This window comes from Flavobacterium sp., from assembly GCF_027533505.1.
Classification (GTDB): Bacteria; Bacteroidota; Bacteroidia; order Flavobacteriales; family Flavobacteriaceae; genus Flavobacterium.
Genome location: NZ_JAPZUB010000005.1, coordinates 21,121 through 43,724, shown reverse-complemented (window position 1 = coordinate 43,724; position 22,604 = coordinate 21,121). Strand labels below are relative to the sequence as shown.

Sequence of the window (22,604 nt, the reverse complement as noted above, 5' to 3'; positions counted from 1 at the left end):
TGGTATGCGCTAAAATCAATCATAAATGAAAGTCAAAGTCCGCTAAAGAAAACCGTGTTGTTAATAGCTACATCATTCTCCGCATGGTATGAATTTAAAAACATAATAAATTTACCGTATATTAATTAGACCATAGCCTTAATATTTTATTAGTTTTCTGTTTGTGTCTAATGACTCATTTTTAATCCTTGCAATGTAGTAGCCATTTGCTAAATTTGAAATGTCTATTTGATTTTCTGTTTGTGGTGCTAGTAATTGGCTATATACAAGTTCTCCTAAAATATTGTATATAGTAATTGTACTAGGTTCTTTTACTTGAGATAAATCTATATTATAAATGCCTTTACTTGGATTAGGATAAATTGTAATTGGATAATAATTTGGGTTGGTATCAATTTCTGGTTCACTTTGATACTCGATTGCACTTCCTTTAGCTTGTACACCTGCTGAACCAAAAATTCTAGTAATGTTTGTTGCTGATAAACCATTAAAAGTTGTGAATTTTCCACCTACTATTATTTTTCCATCAGGTTGTTGTTTTAATGCCTTGACATAATTTGAGCAATAAGTACACCCTGAAACTGGAGTATCTGTTGTACCTGTTCCGATGCTAAAAGAAGTATCTAAAGAACCATTAGTATTTAATCGAATTAATTTTTTTACTGCTGTTGAACCAAATAAAGTAAATTCGCCGCCAATAATTGGTCTGTTTGTAGTTGGTTCGAGAATAAGTTCATTAATTGCCCTATTTACACCAGTAGCAGTGTTAAAACTATTATCTATATCTCCTGTTGAGGTTAATCGGACAATACTATTTACATTGTTACTATTGTATTTATTAAAAGCACCTGCAATGATAATCTTGCCATCAGGTTGAACAACTGCTTTTGCTATTGGAGAATATAAAGAAACACCTAAAGTACCATTATATGATTGTGAGCCTGCGGTTTCTCCAGCAGTAAATGTAGAGTCTAAAGAACCATCAGCATTTAATCGTATTATATTTTTTTGAGTAGCGCCAGCTGTAGGTGGACTAAAGAAACCTAATAATATTAGCTTACCGTCTGGTTGTATTGTAATTCCTGTTACAACACTTCTATAATAAGTGTTTAATGTAGTTGGGTTAAATGACGTATCAATTGAACCGTTAGTATTAATTCTAACTATACCTAACCTTTGCACACCATTATAGTAGTAAAAATCTCCACCTAATAGTACTTTACCATCGGCTTGTATAGCAAGTGAGTAAGGCATATTATTAGTATATCCAGTATTTGCGGATGTGCCTGAACCTCCAATATTATAACTTGTATCTAAAGCACCGTTTGAAAGAAGTCTTGCGATTCCAAAACCATTTGAACCACCACTAAATCCAGTAAACCAACCTGTTAAAACTATTTTGTCATCAGACTGTATGACCATATCCATTGGAGGATTACTTGAAGGATTTGGACCAGCAGTTACAAATGTTTGGTCTAAAGTTAAATCAGTATTTAATCTTGCTATTCTTGGAGTTGCAAGATTATTATAAGTGGTAAAAGAGCCAGATATTATAGATTTATTTGTGCTTTGAAGTTCAATGTGATTTACAGCATTATTGGCTCTAATACCTGCAACAAGGTTTGGAGTAGTGTTATTGTTTGTAACTACTATAGTAACATTTGCTGTATCAGAGAAACTGCAATTACCTATTGAGCTCAATCTATATGTTAGTGTGTAGGTGCCAGCTGGTGTACCAGCTGGTATTGAAATAAGACCAGAACTGTTAATTGTAGCACCAACTATGGATAAAGGAGTAACCAAAGAAAAATTGACATTTGGTAATGAAGCTGAACTTGAAGCTGTGCCATTATATAAATCATTAGCATATACGCTTGTTGTAACACCACCTGATACACCAATTATTGGCATGCTAGAGAAGTTATCGTTAATAGCATCAACAACAATCGTGTTGGAAGAAGTAGTAGTGATTGATATAGTATCGTATAAAGTTGTTGTACATCCACTACTATTTGTAAAAGTATATCCAATTGTGGTAGTGCCTACTCCAGCAACTGAAGCATTGAAGGAATAAACGCCGTTTGCCAAAGTAACACCAGTACCCGAGAAAACACCATTGGCAGTTGTACCACTTAAATATATAGATAAATCATTTAAATTTTGAGTACTGCAAATTGATGCAGGTAAATTTAAAACTGCACCGTTGGTAGGAATTAATGATACGTTGTCAATATAATAACTTAATTGTTCTGCAAATGTATTTGTTGTAGAGTCACTCAAATTACATGTGGTATTAGTTGACGGAACATTTGAACTTAAAATGACATTTTTTAACAAACCTAAATATAAAAATTCTTCACCGCCAGTTGTACTTGTAAAATTAAATGTAATAGTATCCCATCCATTAATATTTCTTGTAATTGTTGGGGAAGTAAAAAGCATAGCTGGATTTGGAACTGTATTCATCTCAAAATTAGTTCCTGTATTAAATGAAATAGCAGTTGTATTTGAAAGATAAACTTGTAAATTGCTTGCAAAATTACTTCTACCTTCTGATAGTGAAACATCAAAACTTAATTGGTAATTGGTATTAGGTAATAAAGGTGATTTTAGTCTTGTGAGTAAATGTTGTTTACCTGCAAACCTTGAAGTATAAATATTCGCATATCCATTACCAATATTATTATTGGAGTTTTGAAAACCAAAAAAGTTGCATGGTATATCTACATGAAATGATTGTGGAGTTGTCCCAGCAACAACATTTGTGTTAAAATATGATGAAGTATATTGTAATGATGAGGTTGGAAAAGGTGTAGTCCAACCACATGCTCTTGGGATTTGAGAAGTTGCGGTTGGTAAGTTTGAAAATTGTTCAAAATTACCATTTAATATTAAATCACAAGTATTAGGAACTGCTGAACATTGTCCAGGAGTAAATGGAGCTATAACATAAACATACACATATGTAATGTTACCACGTTTAGAGCCATTTACTGGAATATATCTCAATATGTGTAAACCAGATGTAGTAGTTGTGAATGTTGATATCGTTGTATTTGTGCCTGATGTATTTAATATTGATGTTGTTAATGGTGATGAAATATCTTGTAAACACTCAAAGCTAGTTGCATTAATATCATTTGCTAATAGGTTTGTAATAGACACATTGTTGCTTATTCCTCCAATAGTTGCAATATTACCAATAAAATTGTATGAACCATTACTATTTAATCCATCATTTATACCAGCAACAGAAATACCAGCACAGGTAGTACCCCCATAATTAAAAAAACCACCAATTGTTGAACTTGTTCCAAAAGTGGTCTTTACATTATAACCAATATCGCAAAGTACATTCCGTTCTTCGGGTTTTAAATAACGCTTAGTTGTTCCTAAAAGATTTACATTACTTAAAACAAAGTAACTATCGTTACCATAAGGAGAAGCACAAGTAGGATAAAGCATATCTTCAAAATGGCTTAGACTACTCCCTTGTTCAAAACATGTTGGAGTGTAAACAGGAACTGTTGAAGATCCTACATATTTTATGGCATTATTACAAATAGTGCTGTTGAGTACACCAGAGCTTATATTGTTTGGTAAAGTACATCCGGGTCTTAATACAGTTGGAGAAACAGCTGAATTGAAACTAACATCATACATATTACAACTACCAATTGTGAGTAGTGGGATATTATTATTAGTTCGTAAAAAAGTATCATATCTACTATAATATGGTGAAGGGTCAATTGACCCTCCATTTTGATTAATGAAACTATTAAATCCTAATGAGTGAACAACTTCGTGTAAAATAACAGTATATAAATCGTATAAATTACTTGGTGAATTTATAGATAGATTGGTATTCCAATTTATACTTGGGTCGTTAAAATTAAAAGCAACTCTACCGTGATAGAAAAGGTTTGTTCCATTTAAAACATTTGTGTACGAGTCAACCCCTAAATGAATAGTTTTCCATATTTCACCATCTAAAATTCCTCCACCATTTGGTGTGGGAAGATAATATGAAGAGGCTAATCCTAATGTGCCTGATGGCACACTTAAATTTGCGATATTTCTAACCCAAATATTTACTTTGTTACCAGTAGTTGATAAAGGTGAAGTAATAAAGTTAGATATGTCTTCAAATACTTTACACATTACCGCACGTCGAGCATTGTGTGTTGGATTTGTTGTGTCTTCCATTCCGCAACCTGGTTCAAAATATAAGTTGAAGTAAGAAGTTGTTGAACAAGTTAAACTAGTGGTGGTTAAAATTCCAGAATTTTTTGGAGCATTAATTAAAATATCTTTAAGTTTAAATTGATTTCCTTGATTATCATAAATTGTTTCTAACTTTCCTTCGGGTGAAAGATTTACTTCATATTCTTGTGAATAGCCTTTGAAAAAGCTTGTCAAAATAATAAAGAGCAGTAATAGTTTGTGTTGTTTTTTCATTTTTTTTGATTTTAGTTTTTAAATTGTCATAATTTTTTATACAGTTTCTTTGCGTTTAGTGTAGCTCGAAGGTTTCTTGTAACGTTTTGGCGCTTGGCGAAGAAGCGGATTTCGAAGCACTAAATTGTCAACCCAGCACAAAAGTTGATACGAGGTAGAATGTTCAATTAACCACTGAACCCGCTTTTTTGCCAAACGCCTGTTACAAGCTGGCCTTCTGTCTGTCGTTGTTGATCTGTCCATATTTTGCAGTGTCTTGGTGCGTTGGCTTAGTGGCTCTTTTGGATTTTTTTAGCGTTGGTCTGTGCGTTGAAAAAAAAATACAAATGTGCCACCAAAAGCGTTTGCTGATTTAAGTAGTAATTCTGATAAATTCTTCAATAAAAAAACGGTAAGAATAATTGTCAATATGCATTGTGGGATTACTAGAAATATATAAGTTGAGAGATTTAAGTCGTAATCTTGGCTTGTCTCCATTATTTAGTTTATACAATTCTATAGTTTTTTCAGCCATTTGTCTATTTAGTAATGGTTTTGCTGGGTTTGGATTAATCTCGCCATTACTAATATCTATTTCAAAATACTCTTCAAAAGAATAAATTGGCAAATCTGGTTTTATCAATAAAGTACTATATCGCTTACCTTTCTTTTGACATTCACCACAACAACTGTATAGATTATTATAATGGTATGCAACACTGAAAAATTTATGTTTTGGTTTAAAATGCTCAATTGTTGCAGCAGCACCAACAGTTATATTATCAATATCACAAAAAGAACAATGAAACTGTGTGGATAGACCTAAATAATTTAAAATTAAATCTTCCCAATGACCTCTCCAATTAAAAGTATTATTTCTATTAGGGTCTCTATATTGTAATTTCCATTCAATACCCCAAATTTTCCAATTTGATTTTAAATACTCAGGTGATTTTATTTTTCTAAATTTCCTCATAAAACTTCAATACCATTTGAAATTAATTTACGGGTTTCAAAGCTTGTGATAAATCTAACAGCCTCCCCAAATGTATTTAGTTCGTCTCTGAGTGAATAAAAACTATCATTCAATTCATTGTCTTTTGAAATTATTTTAGCAACCATTTTTTGAAACTCTTTTAACTTAGTTTCAATCTCTATACTATATTCGCTATGAATACCAAACAACTCATTATTTATTGAGATATAGCTTAGAATATCCTCTTTATGAGTTGAAGGTTTACCTTTTTTACTAAAAACAAGAATATTCTCAATGTCTACAGACTGTGCAACAAATGGACTATGTGTTGTAGCAATTACTTGAGTAAAGCTTTCTGTGAAAATATCCTTTAAATATGGTATAAGTTCTCTTTGTCTTTGAGGATGAAGATATGAGTCTGGTTCATCAAGAAATAAGACAGTATTATTTTGGCAAAGCACCTTTTTAATGGAATCTAAAATTATTAATTGTTGCTCACCTTCGCTGAAATCATCAATGAGATAAACATTTCCATCTTCATCCGAAATTGATATGTTTATTTTTTTAATGAAACCGATTCTAAAAAGCAAACTTATAAAATGAAAGGCCAAAAATCTTGTCTGATTAAACCTCTGGTCTTCCGTTAAGTTTGGCAATTCTTCAATAGCTTCGAGTAAACCTCTGTGATAATCAACATTAAAAAAAGCAATACTATTATCCTCGTCAAATTCTACTCCGAACGAATGCTTCAAAAGATTGTCTGCATAAGTTCTTAAAAATCCCGTTAGTTTAAATAAGTTTTTATAATCAGTGTTCTTAGTGTATCTAAATTGTTTTATATCGAAACGAATATTTTTAATTGTAAATTTCTTTCCGTTCAATGGTAACGACAAATCTCTATCAATGAAATTTAACGCAAAAAGTAATGGATAATAATCTTTGCGTATGTAGATAATGTTTTTTGTTATGCTTTCTATTACTTTAGAAATATTTTTTTCGTTTGTTTTACCATACAGATCTTTTGCTTGTTCGTCTTCTGTTTTATCAATTATTTCTTCTAAAGTATTGCAAGCACCCGCATAATAGAAAATCAGATTGTCAGGTAAATATTTATACATTTCCTGAGGTGTTGTAACCTCCTTTTTGTTTACATACATTGAAAACTCTAACCCTGTTTCTTTTGAGGAAGAAAGAAATATGTGGTTAATAGATAGGTTAGTTTTTTGTGTATTAGTGGTTTCTTCTTCTATTTCAGAAAGGTTAAAAGAATATTCTATACTGAAATTGAATTTACGTTCTCTAGTCTTAGGATTTTCACAATATTCTTTTACTTGAGAAAATATTATTGCAACAGCTTCTAGAACGGTTGATTTGCCTGAGCCGTTAACCCCAATAAGCAATTGAATGTCCTTTCCTAGTGTAATCTTTGGGCTTGGATTAAATATTTTATATCCTTCGATGTTAACTGAAAGTATTCTCATAATCTAGCTAAAAATTGCATTTTCAAATACTTGTTCAGCTTCTAATCTTAAATTGCCAGCATCAACCTTAGATTTTTCAATATTGGATATAAGGTTGGATATATTCAATGCAATTATATTTTGAGTTTCAATTGGCGGTAGTGGAAATTGCAAATTGAAAAAGATTTCCTCGTTGATTCTAGGCATTCTTGCACCACTTGTTTTATCAGAAATTTGGTCTTGAATAATTTTTGATGATAAAACATTTTTAAAGAATAACTTATTTATTCCATTATCAATATCGAATACGAAGAATTCCGATGAGCAAATGATGTTATCATACTCCGTTTGGTTAATCCAATATTTGTTCAGATAGGGTCTTAATTTGCCATAAACAATAAAGTCTTTAGGAACTTTAATGGTTTGACTTTTGATTTCTTTCCCTTTAACTATTGGCATATCCAATAATCTACCAGTTTCTTTTTCAATATGCTCCATTCCAATATATCTAAATTCTTCATTTGGAAATTTAGAACTATCAACCCGAATACTTTTATTGCTATGGTCTTTGTTAAAGAACTTAATCACCTTTGAAAAATTGACAAGAGGATATTTGGATTTTAATGTTGGGATTTTACCTAATAGAAATAATGTATCCCAGCGATTTGTTTCTTCAAAATTAATAAATTGCAAAAGGCTGCTTTTTTCAATAGTTGAATTAACTTTAACCCCCAACTCATTTAATAAATATCTTTCGATTTCGTTTTCCAAATCACTAGCCTCAAGTAAGAGTTTTTCAGCGTTATTAATCTGGTTGGAATAATTGTTTACAATTATGTTTTGCTCCCTTAGAGATGGCAAAGGAATTTCAAGAGAGAGTAGGGTTTTCAATGTAAAATGTCTACCATCAGCACCAACTGCATTTTTATCAAATTCGTCAGTTAATTTCTTGATTGACAGTAATAATTCAAAATACTTAAAATTAATTTTTGTTTCATCAATCTTCAGATATTGCATATTACTTGAACCGTATGTGTTCTCAAATTCAGGATATACAACACCCCATTGACCATTAACAGTTCTTACTTTGCAATAAAATAGATAATTTACCTTGGACTTTTGATATTTTTTCATTGTAAGTTCACTTCCCTTAGCAATGCGGTTAAGATATACACCTTTACCATTAGCCCTAACTCCTAAAATAGGGTACTCCTTATCATCCTCAATTTCGACCCATTCCATTTTGTCAGTAGATAATAAATTATTTAATTTGACTAATGGGAACTTGGACGTGATTTTTTTTGATGTATATGCCTTAACGTCCCAAAGATTAAATTCTGGAAACGCAATAAATTTTAAATATGAGTGCACTGAACCTTCCATTAATACTTAGATTTATTGTAGAATACTTCGGGTTCAGAAACTACACCATCAACTATTCTTACTCTTCCAATTTCTTCGTCTGCAATTTGGTAGTTGATTTCTTTTATATAGGTAGTCCAAAGTTTGTTCTTTTCACGATATATTCTAAACTCTTTAGCTAAGGGCTCTAACTCGTTTTCTATTTGTGAACCTGTACTGCTTATTCCAGCCTTTTCAACTTCTGCTATAGGAATTTGATAGTTGAACTCTTTTTTGATTTGGGCTTTAATTTCAAATAGAATTGTATCTTCAATTTGCTTTAATTCTGCCCTTAATTTCTTTTTCTCCTCATTGCTTGGTGCTTCTTTACCTTTCAATTCAAGTTTAATAAGGATTGGTTTTGTTTTAGGTTCGTATTTTTTCGCAATATCTTTTTCTGCTTTAGCAGAAACCGATTTCCATTTTTTCGCTTCTTCTTCTGTGAATTTTTTGAAGAATAGCAAGCTTGGCTTTACTGTTGCACCACTTGCGATAAAAACATCTTGAGGAATTGATGTGATAAGCAAAATTTTGGCTCTACTCTCTACATATTCTCTAATTTTTTGTAAGTTGGTATTATTCAAAACACCTTCGGGTAATACAATACCCATTCTACCGCCTGGCTTCAACAAGTTCAAACAGCGTTCAATAAACAACACTTCTGTAAGTGAACTCATACTGCCAGTTTCGTATAAATCCAATAATGGTTTATCAATATTGTCGTTTACTTGTTTTAATGCTTCATCGTAATCACTTCCGTATCTTTTACGATATTTTTTAATTCTTTCAATGTCTGTGTATTTGTCGGCTTCTGTTATTTTCAATGATTTCTCAACCCTGCTTCCAAAAGGTGGATTGGTCAGGATTATATCAAAACGATTTTCAAAAATTCCATTTACATTCAAAAGACCGTCATTGTGATGTACGCCACCGTGTCCGTCACCGTGCATAATCATATTCATTTTTGCAGTTCGGCTCATTCTTGGATTAGCATCTGTCCCAAAAATGCAGTCATAACTTAATTCCCTTATTCTGCTCTTTGGATTGTTGATGTCCAGTTCAGCATTAAGTTTAGAAAACAAATCATTCACCGTTTCATCGATTTCGGCTTTCTTTTTATCGCTTAATTTTTCATATGCTGCATCATAATATTCCAACTTGATTTTTTCTTTTGCCAAATGGATTTCATTTTCAATTTTTGCTCTTACATATTCAAAAGCCTTAATTAAAAATCCACCGCTACCGCAACAAGGGTCGCAAATTATTTCGCTTTCTTGTGGGTCTAAGACATCCACAATAAAGTCTACGATTGTTCGAGGTGTAAAAAATTGTCCTAATTCACCTCTAAATGTTTTACCAAGGAATTGCTCAAAGGCAATACCTTTTACATCATCAGATGTTGTGGAAAGATTGTAAATCTGCAATTCTTCAACGATTGCTTCAAAACTATTTTCTCTTACTCTTATGATTTCTGTCTGCTCAAAAAGGTCATCATCTTTGAAATCTTCTTTTGTTTGCTCAAACAAAAATTGATAGAAGTCTTTGCCGTCTTTTGGTTTATATTTCTCATAACTTGCTTTGTCATTCTTGAAAGCTTCCTTTGAGAAAATTTGATTTTCGGAATTACTTCTTTCGTAACGAATTTTAATGAAAAGGATTTTGCTAATTTCGTCAAATGCCGCTTCTGGTGATAGTTTGTCGTTGTTACGAATAATGTTGTGGCACTTGAAAAGTAGTTTTGAAAATTCGTCCCTTGTAAATGCTTTTGTCTGCTTTAATAACTCGTTTATTTTCTTCTCGTCATTAACAGTTTTAGCATCAGGAATATTTACAACTTCTTCAAGTTTCTTTGGGATTTTACCTTTAACAACCTTAAAAATTCTTGTTTCTTTTAGATTGGTCGTAACGAAAAAGTCAGCACCTGCCCAAGATGCGTAATTGTAACCTTGAAAATAATCTTCTTCACGAACTGTAATGTGTTCAGCTTTACATTCTACAACTATTATCGGACTGTTGTTTTCTCTTTTGTCTTTTACGTTTTTCCAAATTACAATGTCAGCCATTGCTCTGCCTTGTCCACGTTGAGAATTGCTCACTTGGATTTCTTGAGCCATTTGCTCTAGGTCAAAGCCATAATTATTTACAAGTCTGCAAATGTATTCTTGACGAACTTGTTCTTCGGGTTTAAGAACTAACCATTCATCTTTGCCTTTTAAAGGCACTCTTATTTTATTGTTCTTGATTTCTACTTGCATAACTACTTTGTCGTTTTAGTTGAGTTAATTAATTCTCTTACATCAACTTTTAAGAGTGAAGCAATTGCAACAAGATTGTCCATAGAAGGCTGAACTTCATTTGTACACCAACGAGAAATTGTTGTCTCGTTTTTTTCTAATTGCTCTGCAAGCCATTTATTAGTCTTGCCCTGTTCAGCTAAAACTGCTTTTAATCTGTTAATTGCTTTCTTGCTCATATTAATCGGCATTTGATGCAAATATATCAACTTTTCGTTAGTAAGTAACTCTTTCTATGAATTGTCTGAATATGTGAAAATTATCTCTGTCTATTTGTAGGGTGGTGGGTGGGCTTGGGTGCGGTTGGGCAAAATTAAATGTGGTGTTTTTGTGTCGGCAGGTGCGTTGGCAAAACACCTCTTTTAATTTTGCGAAGCGTTGGCATTTTCGTCCTGCGTTTCTGTCGGTTTTTTGTCGAGTTGTCGGTCTTTTAGGCTTGCTTGTAACTAGTAAATATCTTCAAATATATGTAACTATTTCTTAGGTTTCAATTTGTCTTCGCTTTTTTTCTCCTATTCTTGTTCGGCAATCTGATCCAAGGGACTGATAATTTTATTCACAGCACTTACACTAATATGCGTGTAAATTGTTGTAGTCTTGATACTCGAATGACCCTAAATCGGCTAAATATTTCAAACAAAAAGATTATCAACACCTAGTATCTAAGTCTTCATCGCCCTCAAACGGCACTACATCTACATCAACTATCCGTTTTTTCCTGTAATGTTACAACGCGCCTCCTTAGATATAGCACAGATATAGCACAGATATAGCACTAATATAGCACTAATATAGCACTGTTGGGATAGCTACTAAGAAGCTGAGCTACTGAGTCGTTTCTTGAGAAGCTTTCGGGATGGCCAAAGCCAATATCAATCAAAAAGTCAAAAGTCGTAAGTCACTAGCCTGCCTATCCGCCTTTGTTGAGTCGGCTATCCGACAACCGACAACCGACAACCAACAACCATCTACCAATCCCAGTATACAAAAACAACAAAAAATCTTCGTACCTTCGAACGGAAAGAAGTTCAAAAAACCAAGGAGTAGCCTCAAAGGGTTGTTTGTACTCTTTCTTTTTCATAAAAATAACACCCCATGAAATACATTAGCCTACTGCTCGTTTTTTGCCTTACCCACGAAGGTCCTCAAAAGAAGATTTTTACTTTTTCCTCCGAAACTAACCTGCGGGAATGGCGCATTGTTAACGATGGTGTTATGGGCGGAATTTCTAGCAGTACTATTCGTCTCACTCCCGAAGGGCATGGTGAATTTTCGGGACAGGTTTCCCTTGCCTACAACGGCGGTTTTGCTTCAGTACAATGGGACACCGCTCAATCCCTTACCCCCAACCAAACCCATATCGTTCTTCGTCTCAAGGGCGATGGCAAGCGGTATGAGTTTCGTCTTAAAGGAACCCGAAACCAACCCGAATCGTATGTGCAGCCTTTTCGCACCAACGGCCAATGGCAGGAAATTCGCTTGCCCCTCAACGACTTCTACCCTCAATTCCGAGGGCGTATGTTGGCCATGCCTAACTTTAATTTTGACCGTATCGCCCAAATCAGTTTCCTCATTGCCAACAAACAGGAAGAAGATTTCACCCTGCTTATCGATTGGATTGCTGTGGAATGAGTCAATGCGTTAATGTGTCTATGCGTCAATGTGCCAATTTGAAAATTTGCCAATTTGAAAATGAACGTATCAATCTATATTCCGTTACACTATTACACCTAATAAACATTTAAACTAAACAAAACTTTTCTGCTTAATCAACGTCAATTCTTTGCCAAGCGTAGCGACTTAGTGTTCTTAAAAACTTCGCGAACATTGCGCTTACTTTGCGTCTTTGCGGTAAAAAAAACTTGTAACACAAATAATTAATTTGCCAATGTGTCAATGCGTTAATGTGCCAATTTGAAAATGTGCCAATTTGAAAATGAACGTATCAATCTATATTCCGTTACACTATTACACCTAATAAACATTTAAACTAACCCCCACTTTAAAACAAATTCAACCTCAATCCTTTGCCAAGCGTAGCGACTTAGTGTTCTTAAAAACTTCGCGAGCATTGCGCTTACTTTGCGTCTTTGCGGTAAAAAACCTTGTGATACATATAATCAATGTGTCAATGTGTCAATGCGTCAATGCGTTAATGAGCCAATTTGAAAATTTGTCAATTTGAAAATGAACGTATCAATCAATATTCCGTTACACTATTACACCTAATAAACATTTAAACTAAACAAAACTTTTCTACTTAATCAACGACAATTCTTTGCCAAGCGCAGCGACTTAGCGTCCTCAAAAACTTCGCGAACATTGCGCTTACTTTGCGTCTTTGCGGTAAAAAAACTTGTGATACAAATAATCAATGTGTCAATGTGTCAATGCGTCAATGTGCCAATTTGAAAATGAACGTATCAATCAATATTCCGTTACACTATTACACCTAATAAATATTTAAACTAAACAAAACTTTTCTGCTTAATCAACGTCAATTCTTTGCCAAGCGCAGCGACTTAGCGTCCTCAAAAACTTCGCGAACATTGCGCTTACTTTGCGTCTTTGCGGTTAAACTTTAACCATGAAGAAAATTAAGAGTTTAAGCCACTTAAAACAATTCTTAATTCCTTAATGTTTAAAAAAGTAATCCAACCTGAAACTTGACACGAGGCTTTAGCCGACTGATGGAACGAAGCGGAATAAACCTGAAACTTGAAACTACAAACCCGAAACGCATAATTCATAATTCATAATTTATAATTCATAATTCCTATCTACCTTTGCCCCATGGAAGACAAAAAAGACATTCGAGCGCTCACCAAAGACCAATTGCGTGATTTTTTTGTAGCACAAGGCGATCAAGCTTTTCGGGGAAACCAAGTCTATGAATGGTTGTGGACCAAAGGCGCTCATAAGTTTGACGACATGACCAATGTGTCCAAAGCAACCCGAACTTTGTTGGAAACCCATTTTGTCATCAACCACATTCAGGTTGATCAAATGCAACGGAGTGCTGACGGTACGGTTAAAAATGCAGTGCGTCTCCATGACGGTTTGGTCGTCGAAAGTGTTTTGATTCCCACTGCTACCCGCACCACGGCATGTGTATCGAGTCAGGTAGGGTGTAGCCTCGATTGCAATTTCTGTGCTACCGCGCGCTTGAAACGCATGCGCAATTTGCAACCCGATGAAATCTATGACCAGGTCGTTGCTATCGATCGCGAGAGTCGGTTGTACTATAACCACCCGTTGTCCAATATCGTGTTTATGGGCATGGGTGAACCCCTTATGAATTACCCCAACGTGATGAAAGCCATCGAGAAAATCACCTCCGATGAAGGCTTGGGGATGTCTCCCAAACGCATTACCGTGTCGACCTCGGGGATTCCGAAGATGATTAAAAAAATGGCCGACGACGGCGTAAAGTTCAAATTGGCCGTCTCCTTGCATTCCGCCATCGAAAGCACCCGCAACAAGATTATGCCGTTTACTACCAATTTTCCACTCACGGACTTGCGGGAGAGTTTGGAGTATTGGTACCAAAAGACCAAAAGTAAAGTCACTTACGAATACGTAGTGTGGCGCGGTATCAACGACAATCGCGAAGCTGTAGAGGCTTTGGTGAAGTTTTGTAAATACGTTCCCTGTAAGGTCAATTTAATTGAGTACAATCCTATCGACGATGGTGCATTTCAGCAAGCCTCCGAAGAAGCGATTCAGGCGTATATCGACGCTTTGGAGCGCCATGATATTGTGGTAAAAGTGCGCCGCAGTCGAGGCAAAGATATCGATGCCGCTTGTGGGCAATTGGCCAATAAATCGTAAAAAAAAACGTCTCAGCTAAGTTGAGACGTTTTTTTTGGAAGCTTTTTTTTAATTTCCAATCACAATAGTCACCGAGGTTCCGTTGAAGGTAAACAAGGCAGTATTGTCACAGGTCCCGTCTCCGTAGTCTAAGGTCGCCGTGTTGCCATTGCGCTCGATAGTAATCACGCCACTTACCAACAAGGGTTTGTTGGTGGTAATGCAACTCATTTTTACCATCAAAGGAGTGGTAATCGTACTTGTTTGTAGGGTGCTGCTGGGGAACGTAGTCGTCCAGCTGCCGGTTACGCTGTATACATTATCCGTCAATACATTGGGTGTGTCATAGCCTGCGGTGATTTGACGTACCCGTTGTCCTACCCGTTGGTACACATTGCCGTTGGGAAGGGTCACACTCATATCCATATTCATCGTAACCACAGGAAGACTGGGCGTTGTTGCTGTTGCGGGTGTCATGACTCGGGTAAAGGTTTTATTTCCATCAAATTTGAGGTTGTTGTGGTAGAAATTATCAAACTGGTAGTTGATGGTGTGCGAAGTCGCCCCAGGATTGAACGTAAAGCTCATAATAATGCGCCCTTTAACTACATTTCCACTGGCAAGAGTACATCCCGCGGTTCCGAAATCAATGGTTTTGGTCACTTGAGTTCCTGGTGTTAATGGCGTCCCAAACGCAGGAACACGGCTAATAGTGGCACATGGCGGTAAGGCCAAAGTACTCAAAGCACTGTTTTTGTTGGCAGGATCCAAATAAGTACTTTGTTCCTCATTCATCACAATGTCGGTAACATCATTGTTGGCTAAGTCAATTTTGGCATTCACACTGGCTTCTTCAGCGGTGATAACAGGTGTGGCATCGTCTTTGGTGCAACTGGCAAGAGCGAAAGCTAATCCAATGACAAGGGTTTTCAGCATTGTTTTCATAAAGCTAATTTTTACAGTTATAGTACTTAGATGGCGAACGTTAAAAAAAGTTTAATGCCAAATCAAAAAATGTTGTGGCCCATAGGATTGTTGTATCTTTGTAACGCATGAATATTACGGCACAAATCAAGCAACCCATCCAAGAGGAAATGGAATTATTCGAATCAAAATTTCGAGATTCCATGTCGTCCAAAGTGGCGTTACTAAACCGAATAACCCACTATATTGTGAACCGCAAAGGGAAGCAAATGCGTCCCATGTTTGTGTTTTTAACCGCCAAAATGCTCAATGAAGGGAAGGTTAATGAGCGGACCTACCGCGGGGCAAGTGTTATCGAGTTGATTCATACCGCGACCCTTGTTCACGATGATGTAGTAGACGATAGTAACCGACGCCGTGGATTTTTCTCCATCAATGCCTTATGGAAAAATAAAATTGCCGTTTTGGTAGGCGATTACTTGTTGTCCAAGGGATTGTTGCTCTCCATCGATCATGGCGATTTTGATTTGCTACGCATTATTTCGGTAGCCGTTCGCGAAATGAGTGAGGGGGAATTGTTGCAAATTGAAAAAGCGCGTCGCCTCGATATTACCGAAGCTATTTATTACGAAATCATTCGCCAAAAAACCGCTACTTTGATTGCCGCATGTTGTGCCTTGGGCGCCCGTTCGGTATCGGAAGATGATGTGGTAGTCGAACGCATGCGAAAATTCGGCGAGTTGATCGGGATGGCTTTTCAAATCAAAGACGACCTGTTTGATTATACCGACGATGCGATTGGGAAACCCACAGGGATTGATATTAAAGAGCAAAAAATGACCTTGCCCTTGATTTATGCTCTCAACCATTGTTCTTCTTCAGAAAAAAGCTGGTGTATTAATTCCATTAAAAACTACAATAAAGATAAAAAGCGGGTAAAAGAGGTCATTCAATTTGTAAAAGATAAAGGCGGACTTACCTTTGCCGAACAAAAAATGACCGCGTTTAAATCGGAAGCCTTATTGCTTTTGCAGCATTTTCCAGTCTCACCCTACAAAGAAAGCCTGGAGTTGATGGTGAATTACGTTACCGAGCGTAAAAAATAATTATTTTTATACTGCTCATAATCAGTATTTTGTAAATTTTTTTTAAAAAAAATCACATTTTTTTACAGCGTGATGCAACCCTTTTTTAGGCCAACACGTCTTACCAATAGAAACCCTAAGGAACAAACGGACATGAAGGTGATCAACCTCCATAACGACGAAAACGAATGGATTGCCCTGGCGCTTGAAAACAATCGTCATGCGCAACACCAACTCTATACGAAGTTTGCTCCGAAGATGCTTGGCGTTTGTCGTCAGTATTGCAAAGACCTACATCAAGCCGAGGATATCATGATCACTGCGTTTATGAAGGTGTTTGCCAATTTAAAGCACTTCCAGCACAAAGGCAGTTTTGAAGGATGGATACGTCGCATTATGGTTAATGAATGCATTTCGTTTTTGAGGGTGCAAAAGAAAGTGCGGTTTATGGATGATGAAACCTATTTTGAGGAAACCCATAACCAAATTGAAAGTCAGCTCACACTGGACGAGATTCAGTTTCTTATCGATCAACTGCCCGACGGATATAAAATGGTGTTCAACTTGTATTGTGTCGAAGGGTATAAACACCAAGAGATTGCTCAGCTGCTCAACATCAGCGAAGGCACCTCCAAATCACAATTATCACACGCAAGAAAAATGTTGCAACAGCAACTTAACCTTCAAAAAAAATATACCAATGGTACCGAATAATTGGGAAGAACAAATCAAACAAGGCCTTCAAGGGCGTGAAATCCAGCCTTCAGCGCAAGCCTGGGACCGCTTGGATGCCATGTTGACCGTAGCCGAAGAAAAAAAAACCAAGCGTCCATTTGGCGTTTACTTTCGCTTTATGGCGGTAGCGGCCTCCGTTTTGGTTTTGCTTTCGCTCGGGTTTTATTTTACCTCCGACCTTCCGACTCCGGATGCGAATTCCCCTGCCGGAGTCACTCAAAAGCAAGGCAGTAACGCTGTAACCCTCCCAACCGATACCGTTACAACCGACCTTCCCGTTGGTACGCGCCCACCCACCGAGGCTGTAGCCGTGCAACCTACCAAAACCCAATCCAAAGGGGTGAATAACAAGTCGACTGTTCCACAACACAACAAAAAAATCATCAATCAACACACACGATCCACTTCCGAAAGTTATGCAGCAACTGCAGTACCTGCGCCACAAGCGGTTGTAGAAACCCCGCCCGTGAATTCTCAAACGATAGCGGGTGTAACTAAAACCGCGGTAGCCGTGGCCCCACCACAGTTGGCAAAAACCACGATCAAGGTAGATGCCGCTAGTTTATTAAATCAGGTTGATGGCGAACTCAATCAGTCGTTTCGCGAGCGCATGTTTGACCGTCTCAACCGCAATTATCAATCGGCTAAATCCGCTTTAGCCACCCGAAACCAGGAGTAACAATCATTCATCAAAAAACAAAAATCACTACGTCATGAGAAATTTTATTTTTTATTTGGCCTTAATCCTTTGTGCTTTAACCTCAAAATTAACGGCGCAAGAAACGTTTGAATCCAAAGCACGCGCCATCGCCGATAAGATCGAACAAGTCACCTTAGAGGAAAAATTAGCCCTAAAAACCGCTGTTGAAGCTGTAAATGTTCGTTTGGAAAAAGGCGAAATCACAGCAGCGCAAGCCGCAGTCGAAAAGCAAGTTTTGGCCACCGAATCAGCAGCCAAAATTGAATCACGCGTCAATTCGTTAAACGATGAGCTTCGCCTTTTAGTGCAAAACAAAGTCGACGGGAAGTTGGCTACCCGCGATACCGTGCATATCGATGGTAAGTTTTTTTCCATTCACTTTGGAAACCAAGACAAGAACAAGAAAAAGTATACTTTCCGTGGAGAAAAACGCACTACCTCGCAGTTTGTTTTTGCCATCGGTTTAAATAATGTAGTCACCGACGGTTCGGTTGAAAATTCCGATTTCCGTTTTGCAGGATCTCGCTTTTACGAATGGGGTTTTACCTACAACACGCGATTGTTTAAAAATGATAACTTGTTGCATGTAAAATATGGAATGTCATTGATGTACAACGATTTGCGTCCTACCGATAACCGTGTTTTTGAAAAACAAGGCGATCAAACGGTGTTAGTGACTAGTCCCGTGAATTTAGAAAGTGCCCGTTTCCGGAACGTGTATTTGGTTGCTCCGTTGCATTTGGAGTTTGATTTTTCCAAAAAAGAAGTGAAAGACGACAAAACACTATTCCGCACGCACAAAAGTTTGCGCTTAGGTGTTGGAGGCTATGCTGGAATTCGCATCAAGTCAAAACAAAAAACAGAATTTGAAATCGACGATATGGATTACGATCAAAAGGTGAAAGGTGATTTTAATGCCTCCAACTTTATTTACGGTTTGAGTACCTATATCGGCTATCGGGAAACAAGTTTGTATTTAAAATACGATTTGAATCCATTGTTCCAAAACAATGCCGTCAAACAAAACAACATCTCCTTGGGCGTTCGCTTCGATCTCAATTAACGCACATAACGATAGGATGTGGGGAGAAAAGACGCTTTATGTAAGGCGTCTTTTTTGTATTTTTACCCGTTCCTAAAATAAGTAAGGGTGATAACCAAAGAAACGATAGATAAAGTTTACGACGCCGTTCGGGTGGAGGAAGTTATTGGTGACTTCGTACAACTCAAACGCGCGGGTAGTAATTTCAAAGGCTTAAGTCCGTTTTCCGACGAACGTACGCCTTCGTTTATGGTATCGCCAGTGAAGCAAATTTGGAAGGATTTTAGTACGGGAAAAGGAGGGAATGCGATAGCTTTCATCATGGAGCACGAGCATTTTTCGTATCCGGAAGCCATTCGTTATTTGGCCAAAAAATATAATATCGAAATTGAAGAAACGCAGCGCACTGATGAGGAGCGTGAGGCGATGAATGAACGGGAGAGTATGTTTTTGGTGACCGAATTTGCCGCCCAGTATTTTCAACAACAATTGTGGGACACCGAAGAGGGCAAAGCCATTGCATGGACCTATTTTAAGGAACGCGGTTTTACCAACGATACCATTAAAAAGTTTGGACTGGGCTATTCTCCCAATACTTGGGATGCTTTGACCAAGGAGGCGCAGGCCAAGGGCTATCAGTTGGAATTTCTTGAAAAAACCGGATTGACCATAGTGGGAGAAGATAAAACTTTTGATCGCTTCAAAGGCCGCGTCATGTTTCCCATACAGAGTTTGTCGGGACGTGTTTTGGGATTTGGGGGGCGTATTCTCACCAACGATAAAAAAGCAGCCAAGTACTTGAACTCGCCCGAGAGCGATTTGTACCATAAAAGTAAGGTGTTGTACGGAATTTCTCATGCCAAACAAGCCATTGCTAAAAACGACCGTTGTTATTTGGTTGAGGGATATACGGATGTCATTCAAATGCATCAAGCGGGAATCGAAAACGTGGTGGCCTCCTCGGGAACCGCGTTGACGCCCGATCAAATTCGATTGATCAGTCGCTTGACCAAAAATATTACCGTTTTGTTTGACGGAGATGCCGCAGGATTACGCGCTTCGTTACGTGGGATTGATTTGATCCTGGAAGAAGGGATGAACGTCAAGGTATGTTCGTTTCCCGATGGGGAAGACCCCGATAGTTTTGCCAAGAAAACACCGCTGCATGATTTGTTGGCGTATCTCGATACTGAAGCCAAGGACTTTATACAGTTTAAAGCCTCGCTGTTGATGCGTGAGGCCCAAAATGACCCCATTAAAAAGGCGGAACTGATTCGGGATATGGTGGTGAGTATTTCCAAAATTCCCGATCGTATTAAGCGGGAGATTTACATCCAAGAGTGTTCCCGCATCATGGATATTTCAGAAGACGTCTTGTTTAATACCTTGGCGCAGTTGCTAAAAAAAGAGTTTGAGGCTATTGGGAAGCAACAAAAGGAGGCTCAGAAAGCATTTGAAGTGCACCGCAATGAAACCCCCGAACAACCCGCTACAGGCGTCGATATTCAGCATTTATTGGAACAGCGTATTATTGAAATCCTTTTGTTGTATGGAACCCAAGAAGTTGATTTTGAAGATGTTTTGTTGAAAGCTGACGAGCGAGGGGAAATGGTTGAGGTGCGGGAATGGAACCGATACAAGGTTTTTCATCGAATTTATTTGAGTTTACAAGAAGACGAAATAGAATTGGCGCATCCGGGGTTCAAACAAATTTACGACGATGTAATTACGTATTTGCATCAGAATGAACAGTTTGATTTGGATCAGTATGTGGCGCAATTGCCTCCCGAGCTTTCCGCGACGGTTACGGGCATATTAATGCAAGAAGAGCGTGAGTTTTTGCACAATTGGGAGTCCAAGAATATTTTGGTGAAAGATAAAATGCAGGGAATTGCGCAATATGTCACCGAAACTATTCTCACGTTGCGATGGTATTGGGTGAATAAAATCATCGATGAGCTTAAAAAAGAAATCAGCCCGGAGGCTGATTCAGATAATTCAAGTACATTGGAGATGATCGTTGACTACTTGGGTTTGACCAGTGTCTTTTCAAAGAAGCTCGGCCGCGTTATTTCGCGTCACAGTCTTCATTAAACGATATCTAGCGTTTTCGCTTTGTTGACCAAGTCGACCAAGTTCGTTACGTTTAGTTTTTGCAACAAACGCAATTTGTAGGTACTGATCGTTTTTTCGTTAAGATTTAAAATCTTAGAAATTTCATTGTTTTTCTTACCGTCGGATAAGTAACGCAACACCTCAATTTCGCGGTTGGATAATTTGCGGTATACCCGTTCAGTTTTGTTTTGTTTGGCGATAAGGGCCAAGTTCTTTTTGATGTTTTCACTCATCATCACCAATCCTTGGTGAACACGGATGATGGTGGTACCAAGCGTTTCCAATTTAGAGCTTTTGTGCACATAACCCGCAGCGCCTGCTTTAATGGCATTAGGAGCATAAATTTGTTCGTTAAGGCTGGAGAAAACTAGGACTTTCGTGTTAGGAAAGTTTTTAATAATCGCTTTAAGTTCGTAAATACTTTTGAGGCCATCCAATTCTAAGTCGATAACCAGTACGTTGATCTCACGGTTCCGAAGGGCATCGGGCACCATGTAGAAGCTACCTACATTGGATACCACCGCAATTTCGGGGTGATCCCTGAAATACGATTTGACCCCGTAATGAACCACGGGTAAATTGTCGGCTAGACAAACTGTAATCATAATTTAACGTTTTAGAGTGTGTTAGGGTAACTTAATTTTTCTTGATGTTGTTCCAAAACGTTGAAGATCTTCAGGATTAGCGCAAAGCTTCCGGAAGGACACAAACTGGAATCGGTTCCATTTTATGTCGGTTGGCGCGGTTGAGTCGCTGATAAATGGTAAAGACTTCTAGCTCACGGCCTGTAAAAGCATCGGCTTGTTTGCCTTTTTCCTGTTCGCGCATCGCCCATTCCAGTTCGTCATAACTGGCGCCCAACTGATCTTCATCGGTTCGGTTGTCCCCAAATAATCCATCCGTTGGAGCGGCGTGCTGAATTGATTCAGGAATGTGTAAAAACTTTCCAAGTGCGTAAACCTCACTTTTCATCAAATCGGCAATCGGACTTAAGTCGACACCGCCATCCCCGTATTTGGTGTAGAATCCGACGCCAAAATCTTCTACTTTATTGCCGGTTCCAGCGACCAAACGGCCGTGTATACCTGCCAAATAATATAAAGTAGTCATTCGCAATCGCGCTCTACTATTGGCCAACGATAAGAAGTAGGCTTTCTCATCGGGACTCGTGGGAACTTCATTTTTAAAACTTTCAAAAACCGGGGTTAAATCAACACGCATTCCTGTGACCCATGGAAACCGCTCTTGCAATTGAGCGATATGTTCTTGCGCGCGATTCACCTGACTCGCTGCCTGATGGATTGGCATTTCCACACACAAAGTGGGTAAGCCTGTTTGTGCACACAAGGTCGATGTTACGGCCGAGTCTACACCACCAGAAATGCCAACCACAAATCCATTTACTTTGGCTTGGGTGGCGTAATCCAACAACCATTGCACGATATAATCGTTGACACGGGCGGGATTAAACGAGTTGGTATTTGTCATGTTCATTCAAATGAAAAGTAGGATAACTCACGTATATTTGCAAAAATATTAATTTATACGAATTACAATACTTGTTCGTTTTGAATTAATTGACAAAGAAATTAACCATTTTAGAACGTATTTTTTTATTTACGTAA

General features: G+C 37.5%; 17 protein-coding genes. 7 read left to right on the top strand and 10 right to left on the bottom strand.

The genetic code is table 11. From position 1 onward, the window contains the following. Positions 1-138: 138 nt before the first annotated feature. The 7 genes from O9316_RS01710 to O9316_RS01680 form a co-directional block, all read right to left on the bottom strand. Positions 139-4,458 (bottom strand): T9SS type A sorting domain-containing protein, encoded by a 4,320-nt coding sequence (locus O9316_RS01710; RefSeq protein WP_298346918.1) that lies wholly within the window; start codon positions 4,456-4,458, stop codon positions 139-141. A gap of 352 nt (positions 4,459-4,810) precedes the next feature. Beyond that, positions 4,811-5,413, bottom strand: coding sequence for a hypothetical protein (locus O9316_RS01705; RefSeq protein ID WP_298205167.1), 603 nt, complete (start codon positions 5,411-5,413; stop codon positions 4,811-4,813). Further along, entirely contained in the window at positions 5,410-6,894 is a 1,485-nt protein-coding gene (locus O9316_RS01700; RefSeq protein WP_298205168.1) for an AAA family ATPase, read from the bottom strand. The genes O9316_RS01705 and O9316_RS01700 overlap by 4 nt, the downstream gene beginning before the upstream one ends. A 3-nt stretch (positions 6,895-6,897) precedes the next feature. Continuing rightward, a complete protein-coding gene (locus tag O9316_RS01695; protein WP_298205169.1) occupies positions 6,898-8,256 on the bottom strand; it encodes a restriction endonuclease subunit S in 1,359 nt (452 codons plus the stop codon). Continuing rightward, positions 8,256-10,529, bottom strand: a complete 2,274-nt coding sequence (locus O9316_RS01690) for an N-6 DNA methylase (protein ID WP_298205170.1) — start codon at positions 10,527-10,529, stop codon at positions 8,256-8,258. The genes O9316_RS01695 and O9316_RS01690 overlap by 1 nt, the downstream gene beginning before the upstream one ends. A 2-nt stretch (positions 10,530-10,531) precedes the next feature. Continuing rightward, a complete protein-coding gene (locus tag O9316_RS01685; protein ID WP_298205172.1) occupies positions 10,532-10,747 on the bottom strand; it encodes a helix-turn-helix transcriptional regulator in 216 nt (71 codons plus the stop codon). A gap of 731 nt (positions 10,748-11,478) precedes the next feature. Continuing rightward, positions 11,479-11,649, bottom strand: coding sequence for a hypothetical protein (locus O9316_RS01680; protein ID WP_298346914.1), 171 nt, complete (start codon positions 11,647-11,649; stop codon positions 11,479-11,481). A 14-nt stretch (positions 11,650-11,663) separates the two neighbouring features. Between O9316_RS01680 and O9316_RS01675 the strand changes: the two genes are divergently transcribed. Together O9316_RS01675 and rlmN are read left to right on the top strand one after the other, a co-directional pair. Continuing rightward, the gene (locus O9316_RS01675; RefSeq protein ID WP_298205173.1) at positions 11,664-12,200 is read left to right on the top strand and encodes a CIA30 family protein; all 537 of its coding nucleotides are present in this window, start codon (positions 11,664-11,666) and stop codon (positions 12,198-12,200) included. 1,161 nt (positions 12,201-13,361) lie between these two features. Next, positions 13,362-14,399 (top strand): 23S rRNA (adenine(2503)-C(2))-methyltransferase RlmN, encoded by a 1,038-nt coding sequence (gene rlmN, locus O9316_RS01670; protein ID WP_298205174.1) that lies wholly within the window; start codon positions 13,362-13,364, stop codon positions 14,397-14,399. Between the two features lie 48 nt (positions 14,400-14,447). Here the strand turns inward: rlmN and O9316_RS01665 are convergent, their stop codons facing one another. Further along, entirely contained in the window at positions 14,448-15,323 is an 876-nt protein-coding gene (locus O9316_RS01665) for a hypothetical protein (protein ID WP_298205175.1), read from the bottom strand. A 107-nt stretch (positions 15,324-15,430) separates the two neighbouring features. Here O9316_RS01665 and O9316_RS01660 point away from each other — a divergent pair, with 107 nt between their 5' ends. The 5 genes from O9316_RS01660 (at position 15,431) to dnaG (ending at position 20,958) form a co-directional block, all read left to right on the top strand. Further along, positions 15,431-16,408, top strand: a complete 978-nt coding sequence (locus O9316_RS01660) for a polyprenyl synthetase family protein (RefSeq protein WP_298205176.1) — start codon at positions 15,431-15,433, stop codon at positions 16,406-16,408. A gap of 132 nt (positions 16,409-16,540) precedes the next feature. Continuing rightward, the gene (locus O9316_RS01655) at positions 16,541-17,101 is read left to right on the top strand and encodes an RNA polymerase sigma factor (RefSeq protein ID WP_298205177.1); all 561 of its coding nucleotides are present in this window, start codon (positions 16,541-16,543) and stop codon (positions 17,099-17,101) included. After that, positions 17,088-17,801: a hypothetical protein gene (locus O9316_RS01650; protein WP_298205178.1), complete on the top strand. Its 714-nt coding sequence runs from the start codon at positions 17,088-17,090 to the stop codon at positions 17,799-17,801. The genes O9316_RS01655 and O9316_RS01650 overlap by 14 nt, the downstream gene beginning before the upstream one ends. Before the next feature lie 34 nt (positions 17,802-17,835). Beyond that, positions 17,836-18,885: a hypothetical protein gene (locus O9316_RS01645; protein WP_298205179.1), complete on the top strand. Its 1,050-nt coding sequence runs from the start codon at positions 17,836-17,838 to the stop codon at positions 18,883-18,885. 87 nt (positions 18,886-18,972) lie between these two features. Further along, entirely contained in the window at positions 18,973-20,958 is a 1,986-nt protein-coding gene (gene dnaG / locus O9316_RS01640; RefSeq protein ID WP_298205180.1) for a DNA primase, read from the top strand. Here the strand turns inward: dnaG and O9316_RS01635 are convergent. Together O9316_RS01635 and nadE are read right to left on the bottom strand one after the other, a co-directional pair. Further along, positions 20,955-21,584, bottom strand: coding sequence for a response regulator transcription factor (locus O9316_RS01635; protein WP_073363056.1), 630 nt, complete (start codon positions 21,582-21,584; stop codon positions 20,955-20,957). The genes dnaG and O9316_RS01635 overlap by 4 nt on opposite strands. A 76-nt stretch (positions 21,585-21,660) precedes the next feature. Next, on the bottom strand, positions 21,661-22,467 hold the full coding sequence (nadE, locus tag O9316_RS01630) for an NAD(+) synthase (protein ID WP_298205181.1): 807 nt from the start codon (positions 22,465-22,467) through the stop codon (positions 21,661-21,663). Positions 22,468-22,604 lie beyond the last annotated feature (137 nt).